We start from the raw sequence: 14,442 nt of genomic DNA on the forward strand, positions 1-14,442 counted from the left end.
GGAATTTCCTAGAAAAGATGGCCTGTACGGACGGCTTTGGTCCGCAGGTACTCCTCGTTGTGTGTGTTCGACGGGAAAATATGCGCCACCCGCTCGACCACATTGACGCCGGAGCTGCGAAGCTGGGCAATCTTTTCCGGATTGTTCGTCATCAGCCTGACGGACCGGACACCGAGTTGATGCAACATCTCCGCAGCCGTTAGGTAAACCCGCTCATCCGCCTCGAAACCGAGCTGCTCGTTGGCATCGATGGTATCGCTGCCGAGATCCTGCAGCTGGTAGGCGCGGAGCTTGTTGATCAGGCCGATATCCCGGCCTTCCTGGGCCAGATAGAGCAGGATACCGCTGCCATGCTTGCCGATTTCCCGGAGCGCGCCGCGGAGTTGATCGCCGCAATCGCAGCGCAGGCTGCCCAGCAGGTCGCCGGTCAGGCATTCGGAATGCAGGCGTACCAGGACCGGCCGGTCGACATCCGGCTCGCCGACCACAATCGCCAGGTGTTCCTCGCCGCCATCCGCCGGCCGGAAGGCGACGATCCGGGATTCTTCCGCATCGGCCAGGGGTACGCGCGCCGAGGCGACCCTGGTCAGGCGCCGCGCGCTTTCTTCCACATAATCCTCGATATCGGAAACGGCGACGGACAGGAGACCCTGCCCATGCGCCCAGGATTCGGCATCGGCGACCTTTACATCCGTCAGCCTGGCGACGACGACGGACGGCAGCAGACGGGCCCATTTCGAAAGCTGGACCGCTGCCGGCCCAAGCCGGCCGGCGCGGACCGGAACGACGGTCAGGCCGCGGCCGGGGGTACCGAATTTCTCCGGCTCGAACAGCGGGTCGGCAATCTGCCGGATCAGGGCGGCGTCGGCCCCCCGGGGCAGGGCCATGCTGGAATAGGGCGGCAGCTCTGGGTTGCCGGTGATGTCGCGGGCCCGGTTCTTTGGCACGATGACCGAAGGCAGGCTCCCGGTGAGCCGGGTCATGGCGCCAAGACCGCTCTCATTCGCCATTTCGGCAGCCAGGACAAGCAACACGCTTTCCTCTGCCGAGCCGTGCAGCAGGATCAGGCCGCCGCGGCGCAACTCGGAGATCGCCCGGTCGACATGTGTCTGGGTCGGTGAGGCCGCGCTGGCGCCGGCACCCGGTTTTGGGACTGTATCTGTCATGGACCGCATCATCTTCCGACCACGCCGGAGGTCAAGCACCTTGAACCGGCGCCGTGCCTCCCGCACTGTTAGCTGAGATGTGCACAGATGGACCAGGGCATGACTCTTTTCAATTCCTATGATCGCGCCGGGCTCGATCGCGAGTACGACAATCGGTCGAAAGTCGCCAACAGCGCGGAAATTTCCGCCCGCTGGGAGGCCGAGGGCGTCGCTGTGCGCAAGCAGTTCTCCGCCGATCTCGACCAGCCATACGGCGAGCATCCGCGCCAGCGCGTGGATATCTTTCCGGCAGCGAAACGCGACGCGCCGGTGCTGATCTTCATTCACGGCGGCTACTGGCACATGCGCGACAAGTCGATCGCGCATTTCCTGGCGCCGACCTTCATCGCTGCCGACATCAACTTTGTCTCGGTCGGCTACCGCCTGTGCCCCGAGGTCACGATTGCGGATATCGCGGACGATATCCGCGCGGCCATCAGCTGGGTCGGTACAAATGCGACCAACTTTGGCGGAAACCCGGGCCAGCTCTATCTGGCGGGTCATTCCGCCGGCGGCCATCTCAGTGCATTGATGGGGGGGCCAGCGGGAGTGCCGCAGGGCACGTTTAAGGGCATCTGTTCAATAAGCGGCCTGCATGACCTGGAGCCGATCCGCCTCTGTTACCTGAATGACGCATTGTCACTGTCGGAAAAGGACGCGACCGCGCTTTCGCCGATCCGGCTGGTGCGCGATGCGGCGGCTGCCGGGATGCGGTTGCCGCCCCATCTGCTGACGGTCGGCAGCCTGGAAGGGCCGGAATATTTGCGGCAGCGGGATGAGCTTGCCGCCGCCCTGAGAGAGAAACGGCAGCCGGTCGAGTGTGTCGATCTGCCTGATCGCGATCATTTTACCGCACTTGAGGCCTTCGGCGATCCGCATCATCCGCTCTGTCTGGCAATGCTCAGGCTCATCCTGGCACCGTCCTTCTGACGGGGGCGCGGGGATGTTCGACCAGATCCTTGTCGCCCGTTTCGGCGAGACGGAGGTCTCCCGTGCACCGGAGCGCGATACCGTCACGGTGGAGGGAAGTGTCTATTTTCCCCCGGATTCCGTACGTTTCGAGCTATTGCGGGAGGCCGCGACACGGACCCATTGCCCCTGGCGCGGCGAGGCGGTCTACTATGATGTCCATGACGGATCGCGCGTATCCGCGGACGCGGCCTGGTCCTACCGGCAGCCCGGACGCAAGGCAAAGCGCATTGCCGGCTTTGTCAGTTTTTGGAAAGAGGTGGAAACCGGACCCGTTTAAGCTGCTGGTATTCGGTCCTCTTTCTCCTTAAGTGTGGTTCGGTACACACGCAACGGGTCATGGCTGGTGATGGTGAACGGTAAGAAAGTCCTGTTGGTCGAAGACGACGAAGCGCTTCGGGTGACGCTGAGCGAACAGCTGGAGCTGCATGAGGAATTCGTGGTCAGCGCGGTGCAGAACGGTGCCGAAGCGCTGGAGACGGTAAAGTCGGCGCATTTCGACCTGATCCTGCTTGATGTCGGCCTGCCGGATATGGACGGGCGCGACGTCTGCCGGCTGATCCGCCGCAACGGTGTCAAATCGCCGGTGGTCATGCTGACGGCGCAGGACGGGGATGCGGATACCATTCTCGGACTTGATGCCGGGGCCAACGATTACGTCACCAAACCCTTCAAGATCGCCGTGCTGCTGGCCCGCATGCGGGCGCATCTGCGGCAGCACGAACAAAGCGACGACGCGCTTTTCACCATTGGTCCGTACAGTTTCCGGCCCAGCGCCAAGCTGCTGATCGACGAGGCCCGGAACAAGAAGGTCAGGCTGACGGAGAAGGAAACCGCGATCCTGAAATATCTCTACCGGACCGGCGGGCGGATGGTGAAGCGCGAGACCCTGCTGAACGAGGTCTGGGGATACAATGCGGGCGTGACCACGCACACGCTGGAAACCCATGTCTACCGGCTCAGGCAGAAGATCGAAGGCGACCCGTCCAACGCACAGATCCTGGTGACGGATCCCGGCGGCTACAGACTGGTTCCCTGATCGTGCCTCCGGGCAAATGGAGACCTGTCCGGATTTGATCTTTTCAGGATGCCCGGGCTCATGCAGACTTGCGGCTCTTAAGTCTCCGGCTGTGGAATGTGGGTTGGGAATTGTAGTGACGCCGGGAGCCGAGTTTTTCGTCCGGATCTGGGGCGCCCGCGGAAGCATCGCCTGCCCGGGACCGGATTTCGTGCGCTATGGCGGCAACACGGCGTGCCTTGAGGTGCGCTGCGGCGACCGGGTCTTCATCCTCGATGCGGGCACCGGCTTGCGCAATCTGGGTCTCATGCTGGACCAGTCCGGACCGGTGGACGCGGACATCCTGTTCACCCATTCCCATCTCGATCATATCGGCGGCCTGCCCTTCTTCACGTCGGCCTTCAAGAAAGGCAATGTCTTCCGGGTCTGGTCGGGGCATCTGGGCGGGACGGCAACCATGCGTGACGTCATTGCCCGGCTGATGTCCTCTCCGCTGTTTCCTGTACCGCTTGAAATCTTCCAGGCGGAACTTGCCTTCAACGATTTCGTCCCGGGCGACACGCTGGCCTTCGCGCCTGACATTTCCGTGCGCACCGCGGCGCTCAACCATCCGCAGGGAGCGGTCGGGTATCGTTTCGATTATGGCGGCAAATCCATCTGCTACATCACCGATACGGAGCACCGCCCCGGGGAGCTGGATCAGAATATCCTGGGGCTGGTTCAGGATGCCGATGTCATGATCTATGACGCCTGTTACACGGATGAGGAATTTCCGGATTTCGTCGGCTGGGGGCATTCGACCTGGCAGGAAGGTGTCCGTCTTGCCGACGCCGCCGGGGTCGGGACGCTGGCCCTGTTCCATCATGACCCGAGCCATACGGACGAGAAGATGGATGTGATCCTGCAGCAGGCGCGTGAGCGCCGCCCCGGCACCGTAGCGGCCTCTGAAGGCCTGACGATTACCCCCTGATATGACCGGATCGAACCTGACACGCTGGAGCCATGCCTGGCGCCGGTTACGCCTAGGTCTCAGCACAATTCTTGGCATAAAACCAATGGGTTACTTTGTGCCCTACCGGTATGCAGCCTCAACCCCCGCCCGCGGTAGTCGGTATGACTGGATCGAGAAGCGCTTCAGTCATGATGCGCTACCGGTATTTTCCGGGACGCTTGCCGACATCGAGCGCTACAAGGGCGCCCTGCTGGCGATCGGTGACGGGAAACCGCCGGAACCGCGCTGGCGCCAGGACTGGTTTCCCGGGCTCGACGGTGCCGCGGCCTACACCCTGGTCCGGGAATGCCGGCCGGCCCGCATTCTGGAAATCGGGTCGGGCCACAGCACCCGCTTTCTCAGCCGTGCCGTCCGCGATGGCGGCCTCGATACGGAGATCACCTGCGTCGACCCGGCGCCGCGCGCCGACCTCGCCGGCACGGGTGTGCGGTTTCTGCCGCAGACGATCCAGAATGTGCCGCGGGAAAACCTGCCGGATCTGGGGGCAGGCGATATGCTGTTCCTCGATTCAAGCCACCTGGCCCTGCCGGGCTCCGATGTCGATCTGGTCCTGAACCATATGCTGCCGGCCCTGCCGGCCGGCCTCCTGGTGCATATCCACGACATCATGCTGCCGGATCCCTATCCGGAGGCCTGGGCCTGGCGGAGCTACAATGAACAGCTGCTGGTGGCCGCCCTGCTGGCAGGCGGCGGGTTCCGGCCGGTCTTTTCAAGCCATTATGCGCGCACACGGCTGCTCGGACAGGGTGGCGCCCCGTCGCTCGACTGGTTGCCGGTACCGCAGGGCGCGCTGGAAACCAGTCTCTGGCTTGAAAAACTCTAGGGATCGCGGTTGGCTGCGATGCTGTCGGGACGGATTTTGGGATGGCTGGGGCGGCAGGATTCGAACCTGCGCATGGCGATACCAAAAACCGCTGCCTTACCGCTTGGCTACGCCCCAATCGGGCGCGAAGATAGTCAGAAACCCAAATCCATGCAACAGCTTCAGTCCTGCTCCCTTAACATCCTGGTCCGAAGCGGCTAGACTCCCTGGATTCTTCTGAATTTTCAGGATGAGGACGATCATGTCCAAGCCGGTCCTGCCGTGGAGCCTGAAGGGTGTATCGCCCGAAGCGCGCGAAATCGCGAAGAAGGCCGCGGCGCAGCAAGGTATCACCATCGGAGAATGGGTCAGCCGGGCTATCCGGGATGTGGGCCCGGATCAGGATCCCGGTGCCGTGCCGGAGATCGACGGCGCGCCCGCCGGAGAGTCCCTGCCAGCAACCACTGCGGCGGACGGCGAAACCATGCGCGAGGCCGTGCGGGCGAGGATCTATGATACCGAGGAGCGTATCGCCCACATGGTCGGCCCCCTGCAGGATATCATCGAGCAGCTCTCCCGGCGTCTGACGCGGATCGAGGAGCGCGCTGCCGACGACAGTCCCCCGGCCCCGCCCGTCGAGCGTGCCGCCCCGCGCCGCCTGGACGGCTGGTAGCCCGCCGGGAAGCAGGCGTATTGCCGGTTGGACGTATCGGTCATATTTGGGCCTTCGCAGTTCCCGTAGGGTACGGAAACCCTTGCCTTACCCGGTAACCTTTGGTATTTTTCCGGCCATTCGGTGACCATGTCGGTGGCCCGGCCTCCGAAACAAGATAAGGGCAGGGTGTCGGGTGTCAGGTAAATCCCCATGGAGTGTTAAAGGCGTCTCGGCGGAGGACCGCGAGGTCGCAAAGACCGCAGCCCGAAAGGCGGGCGTGCCGATTGGCGTCTGGCTGAGCGAACAGATCCGTCAGGCTTCCGAGGAGACCCCGCCGCCTGCGCCTCCGGCCCCGGACAGTCCCCGCAGGCCCGACAATGATGATCATTGGCAGACACAGGCGTCCGGGCAGCAGTCTCACCCCCCGCAGGATCGTCATCCCCAGGACAATTCATCCCAGGACCGCCGGCGCAGCGGACAGGTCGATCCGCGCTTCGCCTTCGGACGCGGGCAATGGAGCGTCGCCGAGGAGGTTGTCGATACCGGGATGGTCGGTACCGCTTCTGCCGGTTACCCTTGGCAATTCCGCAATGCCCAGCATCCGCCTGCTGTCGTTGCCGCACCGCCGGCCCCGGCGAGCGGCGGCTATCCGCCACCGATGCCGCAGCCACAACAGATGCCCGCTGCCGTGCCGCAGCAGACCGGTCTGTCTCGTGAAGAGGCCGAGGCCATGGAAAAGCATGTCGAGGCGATCGAAGGCCGGCTGCGTAGCCTGCAGCAACGGGTTGACGATGTGGAAGACAAGACGCTGGCCCGTTTCGAGCCGGTGCTCGCCAAGATCGAGGCCCTGACCGCCGAGCTTGAGCGCATCGATGCCAAGCCGGCCATGATTGCGCAAGGCGAAGCATCGTTCTCGACTGCGCCGATCGAGCGCGCGGTGATGCGGCTGTCAGAACGGCTGGGCCGGGTCGAGCAGTCCGTGCTGCCCGGCTCCAAGCGCGGCCGTGGTTTCTTCTCCCGCCTCTTCCGTCGTGGGTAGCGCTACCTCCTGAAACGGTATAAATTGAGCAAAAGCGATGGGTTAGGTGGTTCGGGAAGGACCACTACTTGGGTCGTTTCCGCCAGACTCACGCATTTCGCAACATGAGGAGCGCCGGTGGCCAGCAAGCCGACAACATGGAGTGTCAAGGGCATCGAGGAAGATGTTCGCGATATTGCCCGTGCTGCGGCTGAACGGGACCAGCAGAATATCGGCTCCTGGATCGATTATGCGATCCGCGTGCAGGGCGGGCAGCGGCCACGCGAACCCGACACCGAGGCGAGTCCCGGCAAGGGTGCCTCGACAGAATCAGCACAGACAGTCCCGGAACCCGCCGCGTCCGGGCTGACGGACCAGGACGTTCTCGCGATCATTGACCGGGAGCTGAGTGCGTCGACCAGCCGGCTCGATCATGCCCTCCGTCCCATGGGCCTGGCCCTGCTCGATCTTGCCGAGCGGATGGTTGCCGTGGAGCGGGAACGCTCGGCCAGGGTGCGCCTTGGCGGCAGCGCGGATTCGGAATACCCGGAGACTCCCGCCCCAGGCGAACTGGTGGATGACGATTTCGGTCCGGAATCGCTGCCCGACTCCGCCGAGCCGGCATTCGACAAGCCGGACGAGCCGGATTCCTTCATGCCCGACCCGGCGCCGCTCAGTGCGCCGCCGGACCTGCCGGATGCGCCGCCACCGCCGTCCCATGACCTTGCCCCGGATCTCGACGGTCTCGATGTCCCGATGCTGCCCATCGAGCAATCGGACCGGGCCCGGGAAATCGACCGGCGGCTGCGGGCGCTTGCCGGCGAGGTTGATGCCGTCGACGCAACCGACAGGGATCCGCCGCCGCCGACGGGGGATCTCGGGCCGACGGAATTCGACATCGATCCGCCGGTACCGGATTTCCAGCCCGCGCCGGATCTCGAACTGCCAACCGCTTTCCGCGGGCTGCAGAACAGCGCGTTCGATAGCAATCCCGGGGCAATGGCCGCCGATGCCGCACAGGACAGGCGCCGACTGCGGCGCCGCCGGATCCGCCGGGCCTTCCTCGGAACAACCGGGCTTGTGGCGGTTATCGCGGCGGGCCTTTATGTCTTTGCCGCTGAGCTGGGACTTGGACAGCATCGCCAGGCGCTGGACAGCCGTCTCAGGCCTGCCATCCATGACATGGCGCAGGAAACGGTCGAATTCCGGGACGATGTCGCGGCACGTCTTGCCCCGATGATGGAACAGGCAAGGACAGCGCTGTTCGGCCCTGGTCATTCCGAGGCTCCGGAACCGGAACAGATGCCGGACGGGACGCCCGAGGAAGGCAGCCCTGCAGACCTCGCGCAACCGGATTCCCCCGTCAGCGAGGAAATGCCCGGCCCGCAGAGCAATAACGGCCAGGATACCGACCGTCTTCCATCCGCCGGTGTCGATCAGATGCCGCAGACCGCCGCCGCCGCGCCGGATGTGCCTGCGTCTGAACCGGCGCCCGCCAGCGATATTGCCCCTGCGCCGGACCTCGCCGATTCACCGGTTCCGGTGCCGGACGCTGTGCCTGTTCCAGAGGTCTCTGACGCCCCGCCTCCTGCCCCCATATTGCCGGCCCCGGCACCGCGGGTGACGGAACCGGCCGATATGACGGCCTCCGTGCCGCCGGATGGCGGGCTTCCGGGGGCAGAGCGGCAATCCCTTGAACAACGCGCCGATGCCGGAGATGCCAAGGCCCAGCACGATCTCGCTCTGGCCTTTCTGACCGGTGCGGCCGGTACGGAAAACCCCGGAAGGGCCGCGGAACTGCTGCGCGAGGCCGCCATCCAGGGTCTGCCCGGCGCGCAATACAATCTGGCGGTGCTGTATGAAACCGGACAGGGCGTCCGGCAGGATGATGTCCGGGCGCTGCTCTGGTATCACAGCGCGGCCGAGCAGGGGCATCCGAACGCCCAGTACAATCTCGGTGTGATGTATGCCGAGGGCCGCGGCATCCCGCTGAATTTCGAGGAAGCCGCCCGCTGGTTCCGGGCCGCCGCGAAACAGGGCATGGCGCGGGCCCACTATAATCTTGCCGTGATGACAGATCAGGGGCTCGGGGTTCCGCAGGACAAGGAGAAAGCCCTCGAGCTGTTCCGGTCCGCCGCGGATGCGGGCGATCAGCGGGCCATCGAAATGCTGTCGGGAGCCGGCTCGACTCCGGCCGAGAGCGGATCTGCCCTCAACGGCACGGCAGGCATGCAGCTCTCCGCTGATGCGCCCGCCGCCATGGTTGCGGCGGTTCAGGAGGAACTTACGCGCCTCGGTCTTTACTCCGGCCGCATTGACGGATTGATGGGTCCGAAGACACGGGCCGCCATCCGGGATTTTCAGCGTATTGCCGGAGCCGGGGAAAACGGAGAGGCCTCCGAGACCCTGCTGGAGCAACTGAAGGCGGCGACGCCCTAATCCGGCAGCACGTGCGATCTAGCAGACAAAGAGCTCGTCCATATCCCAATTCCTGAGCGTGCCCGCATGCATCCAGGAATAGGGGAAGGTCTGGCGGAATTGTGCGGCCGCCCGGTCCCGCGCCTGCGCCTTCTCGAAAAGCGTGAAACATGAGGCGCCGCTGCCGGACAGACGGGCGCCGGCAGCGCCCGGCAAGGCCGCCAGCGCGGTCAAGATGGGCGCAATATCCGGTGCCACGGCGATGGCAGCGGTCTGCAGGTCATTGCTGCCCGCGACGACCGCCCGGGCCAGCGATGCCGGTGCCGGAACGTCTTTCGCGGCCTGCTTTTCCCGCGCAAATGCCGCGAACACGGCTCCGGTCGGTACCGCGGTTCCCGGATTGACCAGCAGGGCCGGCTGCGCGGCAAATCCAACTTCTTCAGGATCCAGAATTGTCCCGGTACCCCGCATATAGCGGCAACGGGATTCCAGACAGACCGGGATATCCGCGCCAAGCCTTGCTGCGATCGCCTGTATAGAAGGGGCCATGGGCGCCAGGCCATGCTGCCGGGCCAGCAGGCGCAGGATTGCCGCCGCATCGGCCGACCCCCCGCCCAGGCCGGCGGCAACGGGGATTGTCTTGTGCAAGGTGATCGAAAGGGCCGGAACCGGCCCGATCGTGCCACGGAAAGCCGCGATCGCCTGCAGAACGAGATTGTCCTGCTGCAGCCGGTCGGAAAACGGACCGGTTACCGTGATGGTGTCGTCAGGTCCGGTCGCCGGAGCCACCGACAGCCGATCGTGCAGGTCCGCGAAGGCGACGAGACTGACCAGTTCGTGCAGCCCGTCCGGCCGCTTGCCAAGGACCGTCAGACTAAGGTTGAGCTTGGCAGGTGCAATCAGGGCGGCGGAATAGCCGGCCTCAGCCATTGCCTGATGCAGGCGCGCCCGTGGCCCTGAGCGATCCGGTGCTGAGCTTCCGTTCGATCTTTGCGGCGAGTTCCGGATCCGGGCCCATTTCCAGCGAGCGGCGCCACTGGAAGGCCGCCTCGCGCCGCCGCCCGACCTGCCAGTAGGCATCTCCCAGATGATCGTTGATCACCGCATCGCCCGGCCGGAGCTGGACCGCGCGCTCCAGGTGGGGCACCGCTTCCGCGTGCTGGCCGGTGCGGTAGAGCACCCAGCCGAGACTGTCCACGATATAGCCGTCATTCGGGCGCTGCTCGACGGCGCGCTCGATCAGTTTCTGCGCCTCCGCGAGGTTGCGCCCCTGCTCGACCCAGGAATAGCCGAGATAGTTCATCACATAGGGCTGTTCCGGTGCGAGCTTCAACGCGGTCAGAAAATCGGATTCCGCCCGCTCCCATTTCTTTGCCCGTTCCAGCGCGATGCCCCGTGTGTAATAGAGCGTCCAGTCTTCCGCTGCGGCGGCGCCGAGCTTGTCGAATGCCGCATCATAGGCGGCAATCGCCGCTTCCCAGTTCTCGTCTGCCCGCAAGGTATCCGCCAGCCGCACCAGCACCGTCCCGTTGCCCGGATAGATCCCGGCCAGGCCCTGCAGCACGGATAGTGCGCCGGCCCGGTCACCTTCGGCATCATGGGCAGAGGCGGTTCTGAGGCCGGCCATCAGGTGATAAATCGAATCCCGGCCGATGCGGGCATAGATTTTCAGGGAGTCGCCGTGCCGGCCGCGATCATCGAGAATCTCGCCGACGAGCAAGCTGGCAAGCGGGAAATCCGGCCGCATATAGAGCGCGAACCGGGCATAGATCAGCGCGATCTCGCTGCCCCGGTCCCGCTGCAGGGCGCTGGCAATATCGAACAGGGCCTCTGCGACGCCGTCACCGGCGCTCGAGACCAGGCCCTTGGCTTCCTGACCTGCTTCGGCGGCGGCGAGCGCCGCATTCAGGGCGGCGGTGTTCTGATCCGACAGATCGCCGGACTCCAGAATTTCCCGGGCGATGTCGCCGTGTCCGAGTTTTGCGTAATGCAGGGCGGCGCCGATCCGCAGGCGCGCGGGCGGGCGGTCCAGCGCGGCCAGGGCCGCCTTGAATGCGGTATCGAGGGCCTGATAGTCCCCCTTCAGGGCTGCGATATAGCCGGCATGGAGCTCGGCGAGCAGGCCGAAGCCGCCCTGTTTCCTGATTTTTTCAAGATGGGCATCTGCCGCAGCCCAGTTTCCGGTCCCGGCTTCGACCCAGGCGAGCAGAAGCGGTCGCAGGATCTGGGTCAGGCGGGAGTCAGCGAGCGCTTCGAGCTGCAGGCGGGCGCCTTTGAAATCGTCCTGTTTCAACGCGGCGAGGGCGAGAGCGAGGCGGCCGAAAGCATTACCGTCCTGATTTTCGACCAGGTCCGAGGCCAGGGGCAGGGCCTCGGTGATGTCGCCCTGCGCAACTTTCGCCAGGAAAGTGCGCTGGATCAGTCCCGGGTTGCCCGGGTCGGCCTCCAGCACGGCCGCAAAATTCTGTGCGGCGGCGCTGAGGTCGCTGGTTCGGTAGGCATGCAGGGCGTTGAGATAGTCTCCGGAGACGGTGTCGCGGATGGGAACATCAGGCAGCGTACCCGGCGCACCCCCGGCACAGGCGGAAAGAGACAGAGCCGCCAGAACCGCAAGCATGGCGGTTCCTTTTCGCGATCCTGATCCAGTCATTGGGTTTGCCTCCGTCTCCGGCGTGTCGCCGTTCCGCGTTCGAATATCCAGCCGATCACATATTCGGATAGTTCGGGCCGCCGCCGCCTTCCGGCACGACCCAGTTGATGTTCTGGGTCGGGTCCTTGATATCGCAGGTCTTGCAGTGCACGCAGTTCTGCGCGTTGATCTGCAGCCTCGGGTTCGAGCCGTCATCGTCCCGCATGATCTCGTAGACGCCTGCCGGACAATAGCGCTGTTCCGGCGCATCATAGAGCGCGAGGTTGTACTCGACCGGAATGCTCGGGTCTTTAAGCGTGAGATGCGCCGGCTGGTTTTCCTCGTGGTTCGTGTTCGATAGGAACACGGAGGAGAGCCGGTCGAAACTCACCTTTCCGTCAGGCTTCGGATAGGGGATCTTGTCGCACTGTGCCGCCGGACGCAGGCTTTCGTGATCGTGGTGATGGTGCAGGGTCCAGGGGCTCTTGCCCTTGAGCAGGGTCTCGACCCCGGCATTGACAATCCCCATCAGGAAGCCGGCCTTGAAGCCCGGGCGGATATTGCGCACCGCCTTCAGCTCATCCCAGACCCAGCTCTGTTCCATCCGGGTGCGGTAATCGGAGATTTCCGCGCCGGCGCCGGCACCGTCCTTCATGGTGTCGAACAGGGCCTCGGCGGCGGTCATGCCGGACTTCATCGCCGTGTGCGAGCCCTTGATCTTCGGCACGTTCAGGAAACCGGCCGAACAGCCGAGAATGGCCCCGCCGGGAAAGGTGATCTTCGGGATGGACTGGAAGCCGCCCTCGTTGATCGCCCGCGCGCCGTAGGAAATCCGCCGGCCGCCCTCGAAGAAGGGACGGATCTTCGGATGCGTCTTGTAGCGCTGGAATTCCTCGAACGGGCTCATGTGCGGGTTCTCGTAATCGAGCCCGATCACATAGCCCACCGCAATCTGATTATTCTCCAGGTGATAGAGGAAAGAGCCGCCATAGGTCTTGCCGTCCATCGGCCAGCCCACGGTATGCACGACCAGGCCTTGCTGATGCACGGCCGGGTCGACTTCCCAGAGCTCCTTGATGCCGATGCCGTAGGTCTGCGGGTCAACGCCTTCGCGCAGGTCGAAGCGCTCGAACAGGGTCTTGGTCAGGGAGCCGCGCACGCCCTCGGCGAACAGCGTCTGCTTGGCATGCAGCTCGATGCCCTGGGTGTAGTTCGCGGTCTGCTCGCCGTCCTTGCCGATGCCCATGTCGCCGGTGGCGACACCGCGCACCGCGCCATTTTCGTCATAGAGCACTTCGGCGGCGGCGAAGCCCGGATAGATCTCGACGCCCAGCGCCTCGGCCTGCTCGGCCAGCCAGCGGCAGACATTGCCGAGGCTGACAATGTAATTGCCGTGATTGTTCATCTGCGGCGGGCAGGGTGTCTGGAAGCCGGATGTGCGGGTGAGGTACATGAACCGGTCCTGGGTCACCGGCGTGTGCAGCGGCGCGCCGCGCTCCTGCCAGTCGGGAAACAGCTCGGCCATCGCCCGCGGCTCCATCACCGCGCCGGAGAGAATATGGGCGCCGACCTCCGAGCCTTTTTCCAGCACGCAGACACTCAGGTCCTGGCCGTGTTCCGCACTCAGTTGCCGCAACCGGATGGCGGCCGACAGGCCCGCGGGGCCGGCTCCGACGATGACGACGTCGTATTCCATCGACTCCCGTTCCATGAACCTCTCCAAATCGTTTCTTACACAGGTTACTGTCTTACTTGGCACAGCTCCTTTGTCGCGACAAGCGACGCGAAAGGCCGTGCGGCAAGATTGAGGGAACGAAACAAGTGAGCCTATCGCCGGAACAGAATGCAATGCCTCCCGAGGCCCTGCTCGAATGGTATGTCGAGCTCGGCGCGGACGAAGCGATTGGCGAGGGGGCAACGGACTGGTTCGCGACGGCCGCCGCAGCCGCAGCCGCGCCCGTCGCTCCGGCTGCGCCCGCGGACGCCGGCGGCACCGCGGCGGCCCCAGCGGTTTCGGCACCCGTATCGGCGCCCTCCATTGTCCAGGCCCGCCCCCAGCCGGCGCCGTCCGGTGCGGTGCCGGCGACGGACGGTGCCGCGCGCGCTGCCCGGTCCCTGACAGACCTGCGGGCCGCCCTGGAGGGCCTCGAGGGCTTTGCCCTCAAGGTGACGGCGACCAACCTGGTCTTTGGCGAAGGTGTCGAAGCGCCGGACGTGATGTTCATCGGTGAGGCGCCGGGCGCCGACGAGGACCGGCAGGGCCGGCCCTTTGTGGGCGCCAGCGGACGGCTGCTTGACCGGATGATGCAGTCGATCGGCCTGGACCGTACCGAAAACGCCTATATCACCAACATTCTGCCCTGGCGTCCGCCGGGAAACCGGGAGCCGACGGCTGCTGAAATTGCCGTTTGCCTGCCGTTCATCCGCCGGCATATCGCCCTGGTGCGGCCCCGTGTGGTGGTTCCGGTCGGGGGCACCGCGGCGAAAACGCTGCTGGATCAACGCCAGGGCATCATGCGGCTGCGCGGTCGGCGCTTTGAATTCACCGATCCGGACCTTGAGCAGCCGCTGCCTGCAGTGCCGCTCTTCCACCCCGCCTTCCTGCTTCGGTCAGCAGGACAGAAGGCGCTTGCCTGGCGCGACCTGCTGACAATAAAGCAGATTATTCAGTAAATTAGCGGCGATAATTCATCTAATTTGATAGAAAATTCCGGAC

13 protein-coding genes and 1 tRNA gene are annotated in these 14,442 nt (G+C 64.7%); 9 read left to right on the top strand and 5 right to left on the bottom strand.

Translation table 11 applies throughout. From position 1 onward, the window contains the following. Positions 1-8: 8 nt before the first annotated feature. A complete protein-coding gene (gene ribA / locus RH950_RS16955; RefSeq protein WP_350058889.1) occupies positions 9-1,166 on the bottom strand; it encodes a GTP cyclohydrolase II in 1,158 nt (385 codons plus the stop codon). Between the two features lie 99 nt (positions 1,167-1,265). On the opposite strand from ribA, the gene RH950_RS16960 reads away from it, so the two are divergent. From RH950_RS16960 to RH950_RS16980, 5 genes are all read left to right on the top strand, one after another. Then, positions 1,266-2,135, top strand: coding sequence for an alpha/beta hydrolase (locus RH950_RS16960; RefSeq protein ID WP_350058891.1), 870 nt, complete (start codon positions 1,266-1,268; stop codon positions 2,133-2,135). Positions 2,136-2,148: 13 nt separating this feature from the next. Next, positions 2,149-2,454 (top strand): DUF427 domain-containing protein, encoded by a 306-nt coding sequence (locus tag RH950_RS16965; protein ID WP_350058893.1) that lies wholly within the window; start codon positions 2,149-2,151, stop codon positions 2,452-2,454. Between the two features lie 69 nt (positions 2,455-2,523). Further along, positions 2,524-3,213 carry a response regulator transcription factor gene (locus tag RH950_RS16970; protein ID WP_350059172.1) on the top strand — a complete coding sequence of 230 codons (690 nt, stop codon included), beginning with the start codon at positions 2,524-2,526 and terminating at the stop codon, positions 3,211-3,213. Between the two features lie 115 nt (positions 3,214-3,328). Beyond that, a complete protein-coding gene (locus RH950_RS16975; protein ID WP_350058895.1) occupies positions 3,329-4,162 on the top strand; it encodes an MBL fold metallo-hydrolase in 834 nt (277 codons plus the stop codon). Between the two features lie 85 nt (positions 4,163-4,247). After that, entirely contained in the window at positions 4,248-5,027 is a 780-nt protein-coding gene (locus RH950_RS16980) for a class I SAM-dependent methyltransferase (RefSeq protein ID WP_350058897.1), read from the top strand. Positions 5,028-5,069: 42 nt separating this feature from the next. On the opposite strand, the gene RH950_RS16985 is transcribed toward RH950_RS16980, so the two are convergent. Beyond that, a tRNA-Gln gene (locus RH950_RS16985) sits at positions 5,070-5,144 on the bottom strand. A 124-nt stretch (positions 5,145-5,268) separates the two neighbouring features. Here RH950_RS16985 and RH950_RS16990 point away from each other — a divergent pair. From RH950_RS16990 to RH950_RS17000, 3 genes are all read left to right on the top strand, one after another. Then, positions 5,269-5,679 carry a hypothetical protein gene (locus RH950_RS16990; RefSeq protein ID WP_350058899.1) on the top strand — a complete coding sequence of 137 codons (411 nt, stop codon included), beginning with the start codon at positions 5,269-5,271 and terminating at the stop codon, positions 5,677-5,679. Positions 5,680-5,854: 175 nt separating this feature from the next. Then, a complete protein-coding gene (locus tag RH950_RS16995; RefSeq protein WP_350058901.1) occupies positions 5,855-6,700 on the top strand; it encodes a hypothetical protein in 846 nt (281 codons plus the stop codon). A 117-nt stretch (positions 6,701-6,817) separates the two neighbouring features. Next, on the top strand, positions 6,818-9,118 hold the full coding sequence (locus tag RH950_RS17000; protein WP_350058903.1) for a peptidoglycan-binding protein: 2,301 nt from the start codon (positions 6,818-6,820) through the stop codon (positions 9,116-9,118). Positions 9,119-9,136: 18 nt separating this feature from the next. On the opposite strand, the gene RH950_RS17005 is transcribed toward RH950_RS17000, so the two are convergent. The 3 genes from RH950_RS17005 to RH950_RS17015 form a co-directional block, all read right to left on the bottom strand. Further along, positions 9,137-10,027, bottom strand: a complete 891-nt coding sequence (locus RH950_RS17005) for a 4-(cytidine 5'-diphospho)-2-C-methyl-D-erythritol kinase (protein ID WP_350058905.1) — start codon at positions 10,025-10,027, stop codon at positions 9,137-9,139. Next, complete coding sequence (locus RH950_RS17010; protein WP_350058907.1) at positions 10,020-11,714, bottom strand: tetratricopeptide repeat protein; 1,695 nt, start codon at positions 11,712-11,714, stop codon at positions 10,020-10,022. Before RH950_RS17010 ends, RH950_RS17005 begins: the two co-directional genes overlap by 8 nt. A gap of 88 nt (positions 11,715-11,802) precedes the next feature. After that, the gene (locus RH950_RS17015) at positions 11,803-13,437 is read right to left on the bottom strand and encodes an electron transfer flavoprotein-ubiquinone oxidoreductase (RefSeq protein ID WP_350058909.1); all 1,635 of its coding nucleotides are present in this window, start codon (positions 13,435-13,437) and stop codon (positions 11,803-11,805) included. Between the two features lie 137 nt (positions 13,438-13,574). Between RH950_RS17015 and RH950_RS17020 the strand changes: the two genes are divergently transcribed. Next, positions 13,575-14,399, top strand: a complete 825-nt coding sequence (locus RH950_RS17020; protein ID WP_350058911.1) for a uracil-DNA glycosylase — start codon at positions 13,575-13,577, stop codon at positions 14,397-14,399. The last annotated feature ends 43 nt before the right edge of the window (positions 14,400-14,442 follow it).

Source organism: Nisaea sp., from assembly GCF_040217065.1.
In the GTDB taxonomy this organism is placed as follows: domain Bacteria; phylum Pseudomonadota; class Alphaproteobacteria; order Thalassobaculales; family Thalassobaculaceae; genus Nisaea.

Bases quoted from the DNA above. Each gene is read 5' to 3' on its own strand.
- RH950_RS17015 (WP_350058909.1), bottom strand. From the start codon at position 13,437: ATGGAACGGGAGTCGATGGAATACGACGTCGTCATCGTCGGAGCCGGC.
- RH950_RS16980 (WP_350058897.1), top strand. From the start codon at position 4,248: ATGGGTTACTTTGTGCCCTACCGGTATGCAGCCTCAACCCCCGCCCGC.
- RH950_RS17020 (WP_350058911.1), top strand. From the start codon at position 13,575: ATGCCTCCCGAGGCCCTGCTCGAATGGTATGTCGAGCTCGGCGCGGAC.
- RH950_RS16960 (WP_350058891.1), top strand. From the start codon at position 1,266: ATGACTCTTTTCAATTCCTATGATCGCGCCGGGCTCGATCGCGAGTAC.
- ribA (WP_350058889.1), bottom strand. From the start codon at position 1,166: ATGACAGATACAGTCCCAAAACCGGGTGCCGGCGCCAGCGCGGCCTCA.
- RH950_RS16990 (WP_350058899.1), top strand. From the start codon at position 5,269: ATGTCCAAGCCGGTCCTGCCGTGGAGCCTGAAGGGTGTATCGCCCGAA.
- RH950_RS16970 (WP_350059172.1), top strand. From the start codon at position 2,524: ATGGTGAACGGTAAGAAAGTCCTGTTGGTCGAAGACGACGAAGCGCTT.
- RH950_RS17010 (WP_350058907.1), bottom strand. From the start codon at position 11,714: ATGCTTGCGGTTCTGGCGGCTCTGTCTCTTTCCGCCTGTGCCGGGGGT.
- RH950_RS17005 (WP_350058905.1), bottom strand. From the start codon at position 10,027: ATGGCTGAGGCCGGCTATTCCGCCGCCCTGATTGCACCTGCCAAGCTC.
- RH950_RS16965 (WP_350058893.1), top strand. From the start codon at position 2,149: ATGTTCGACCAGATCCTTGTCGCCCGTTTCGGCGAGACGGAGGTCTCC.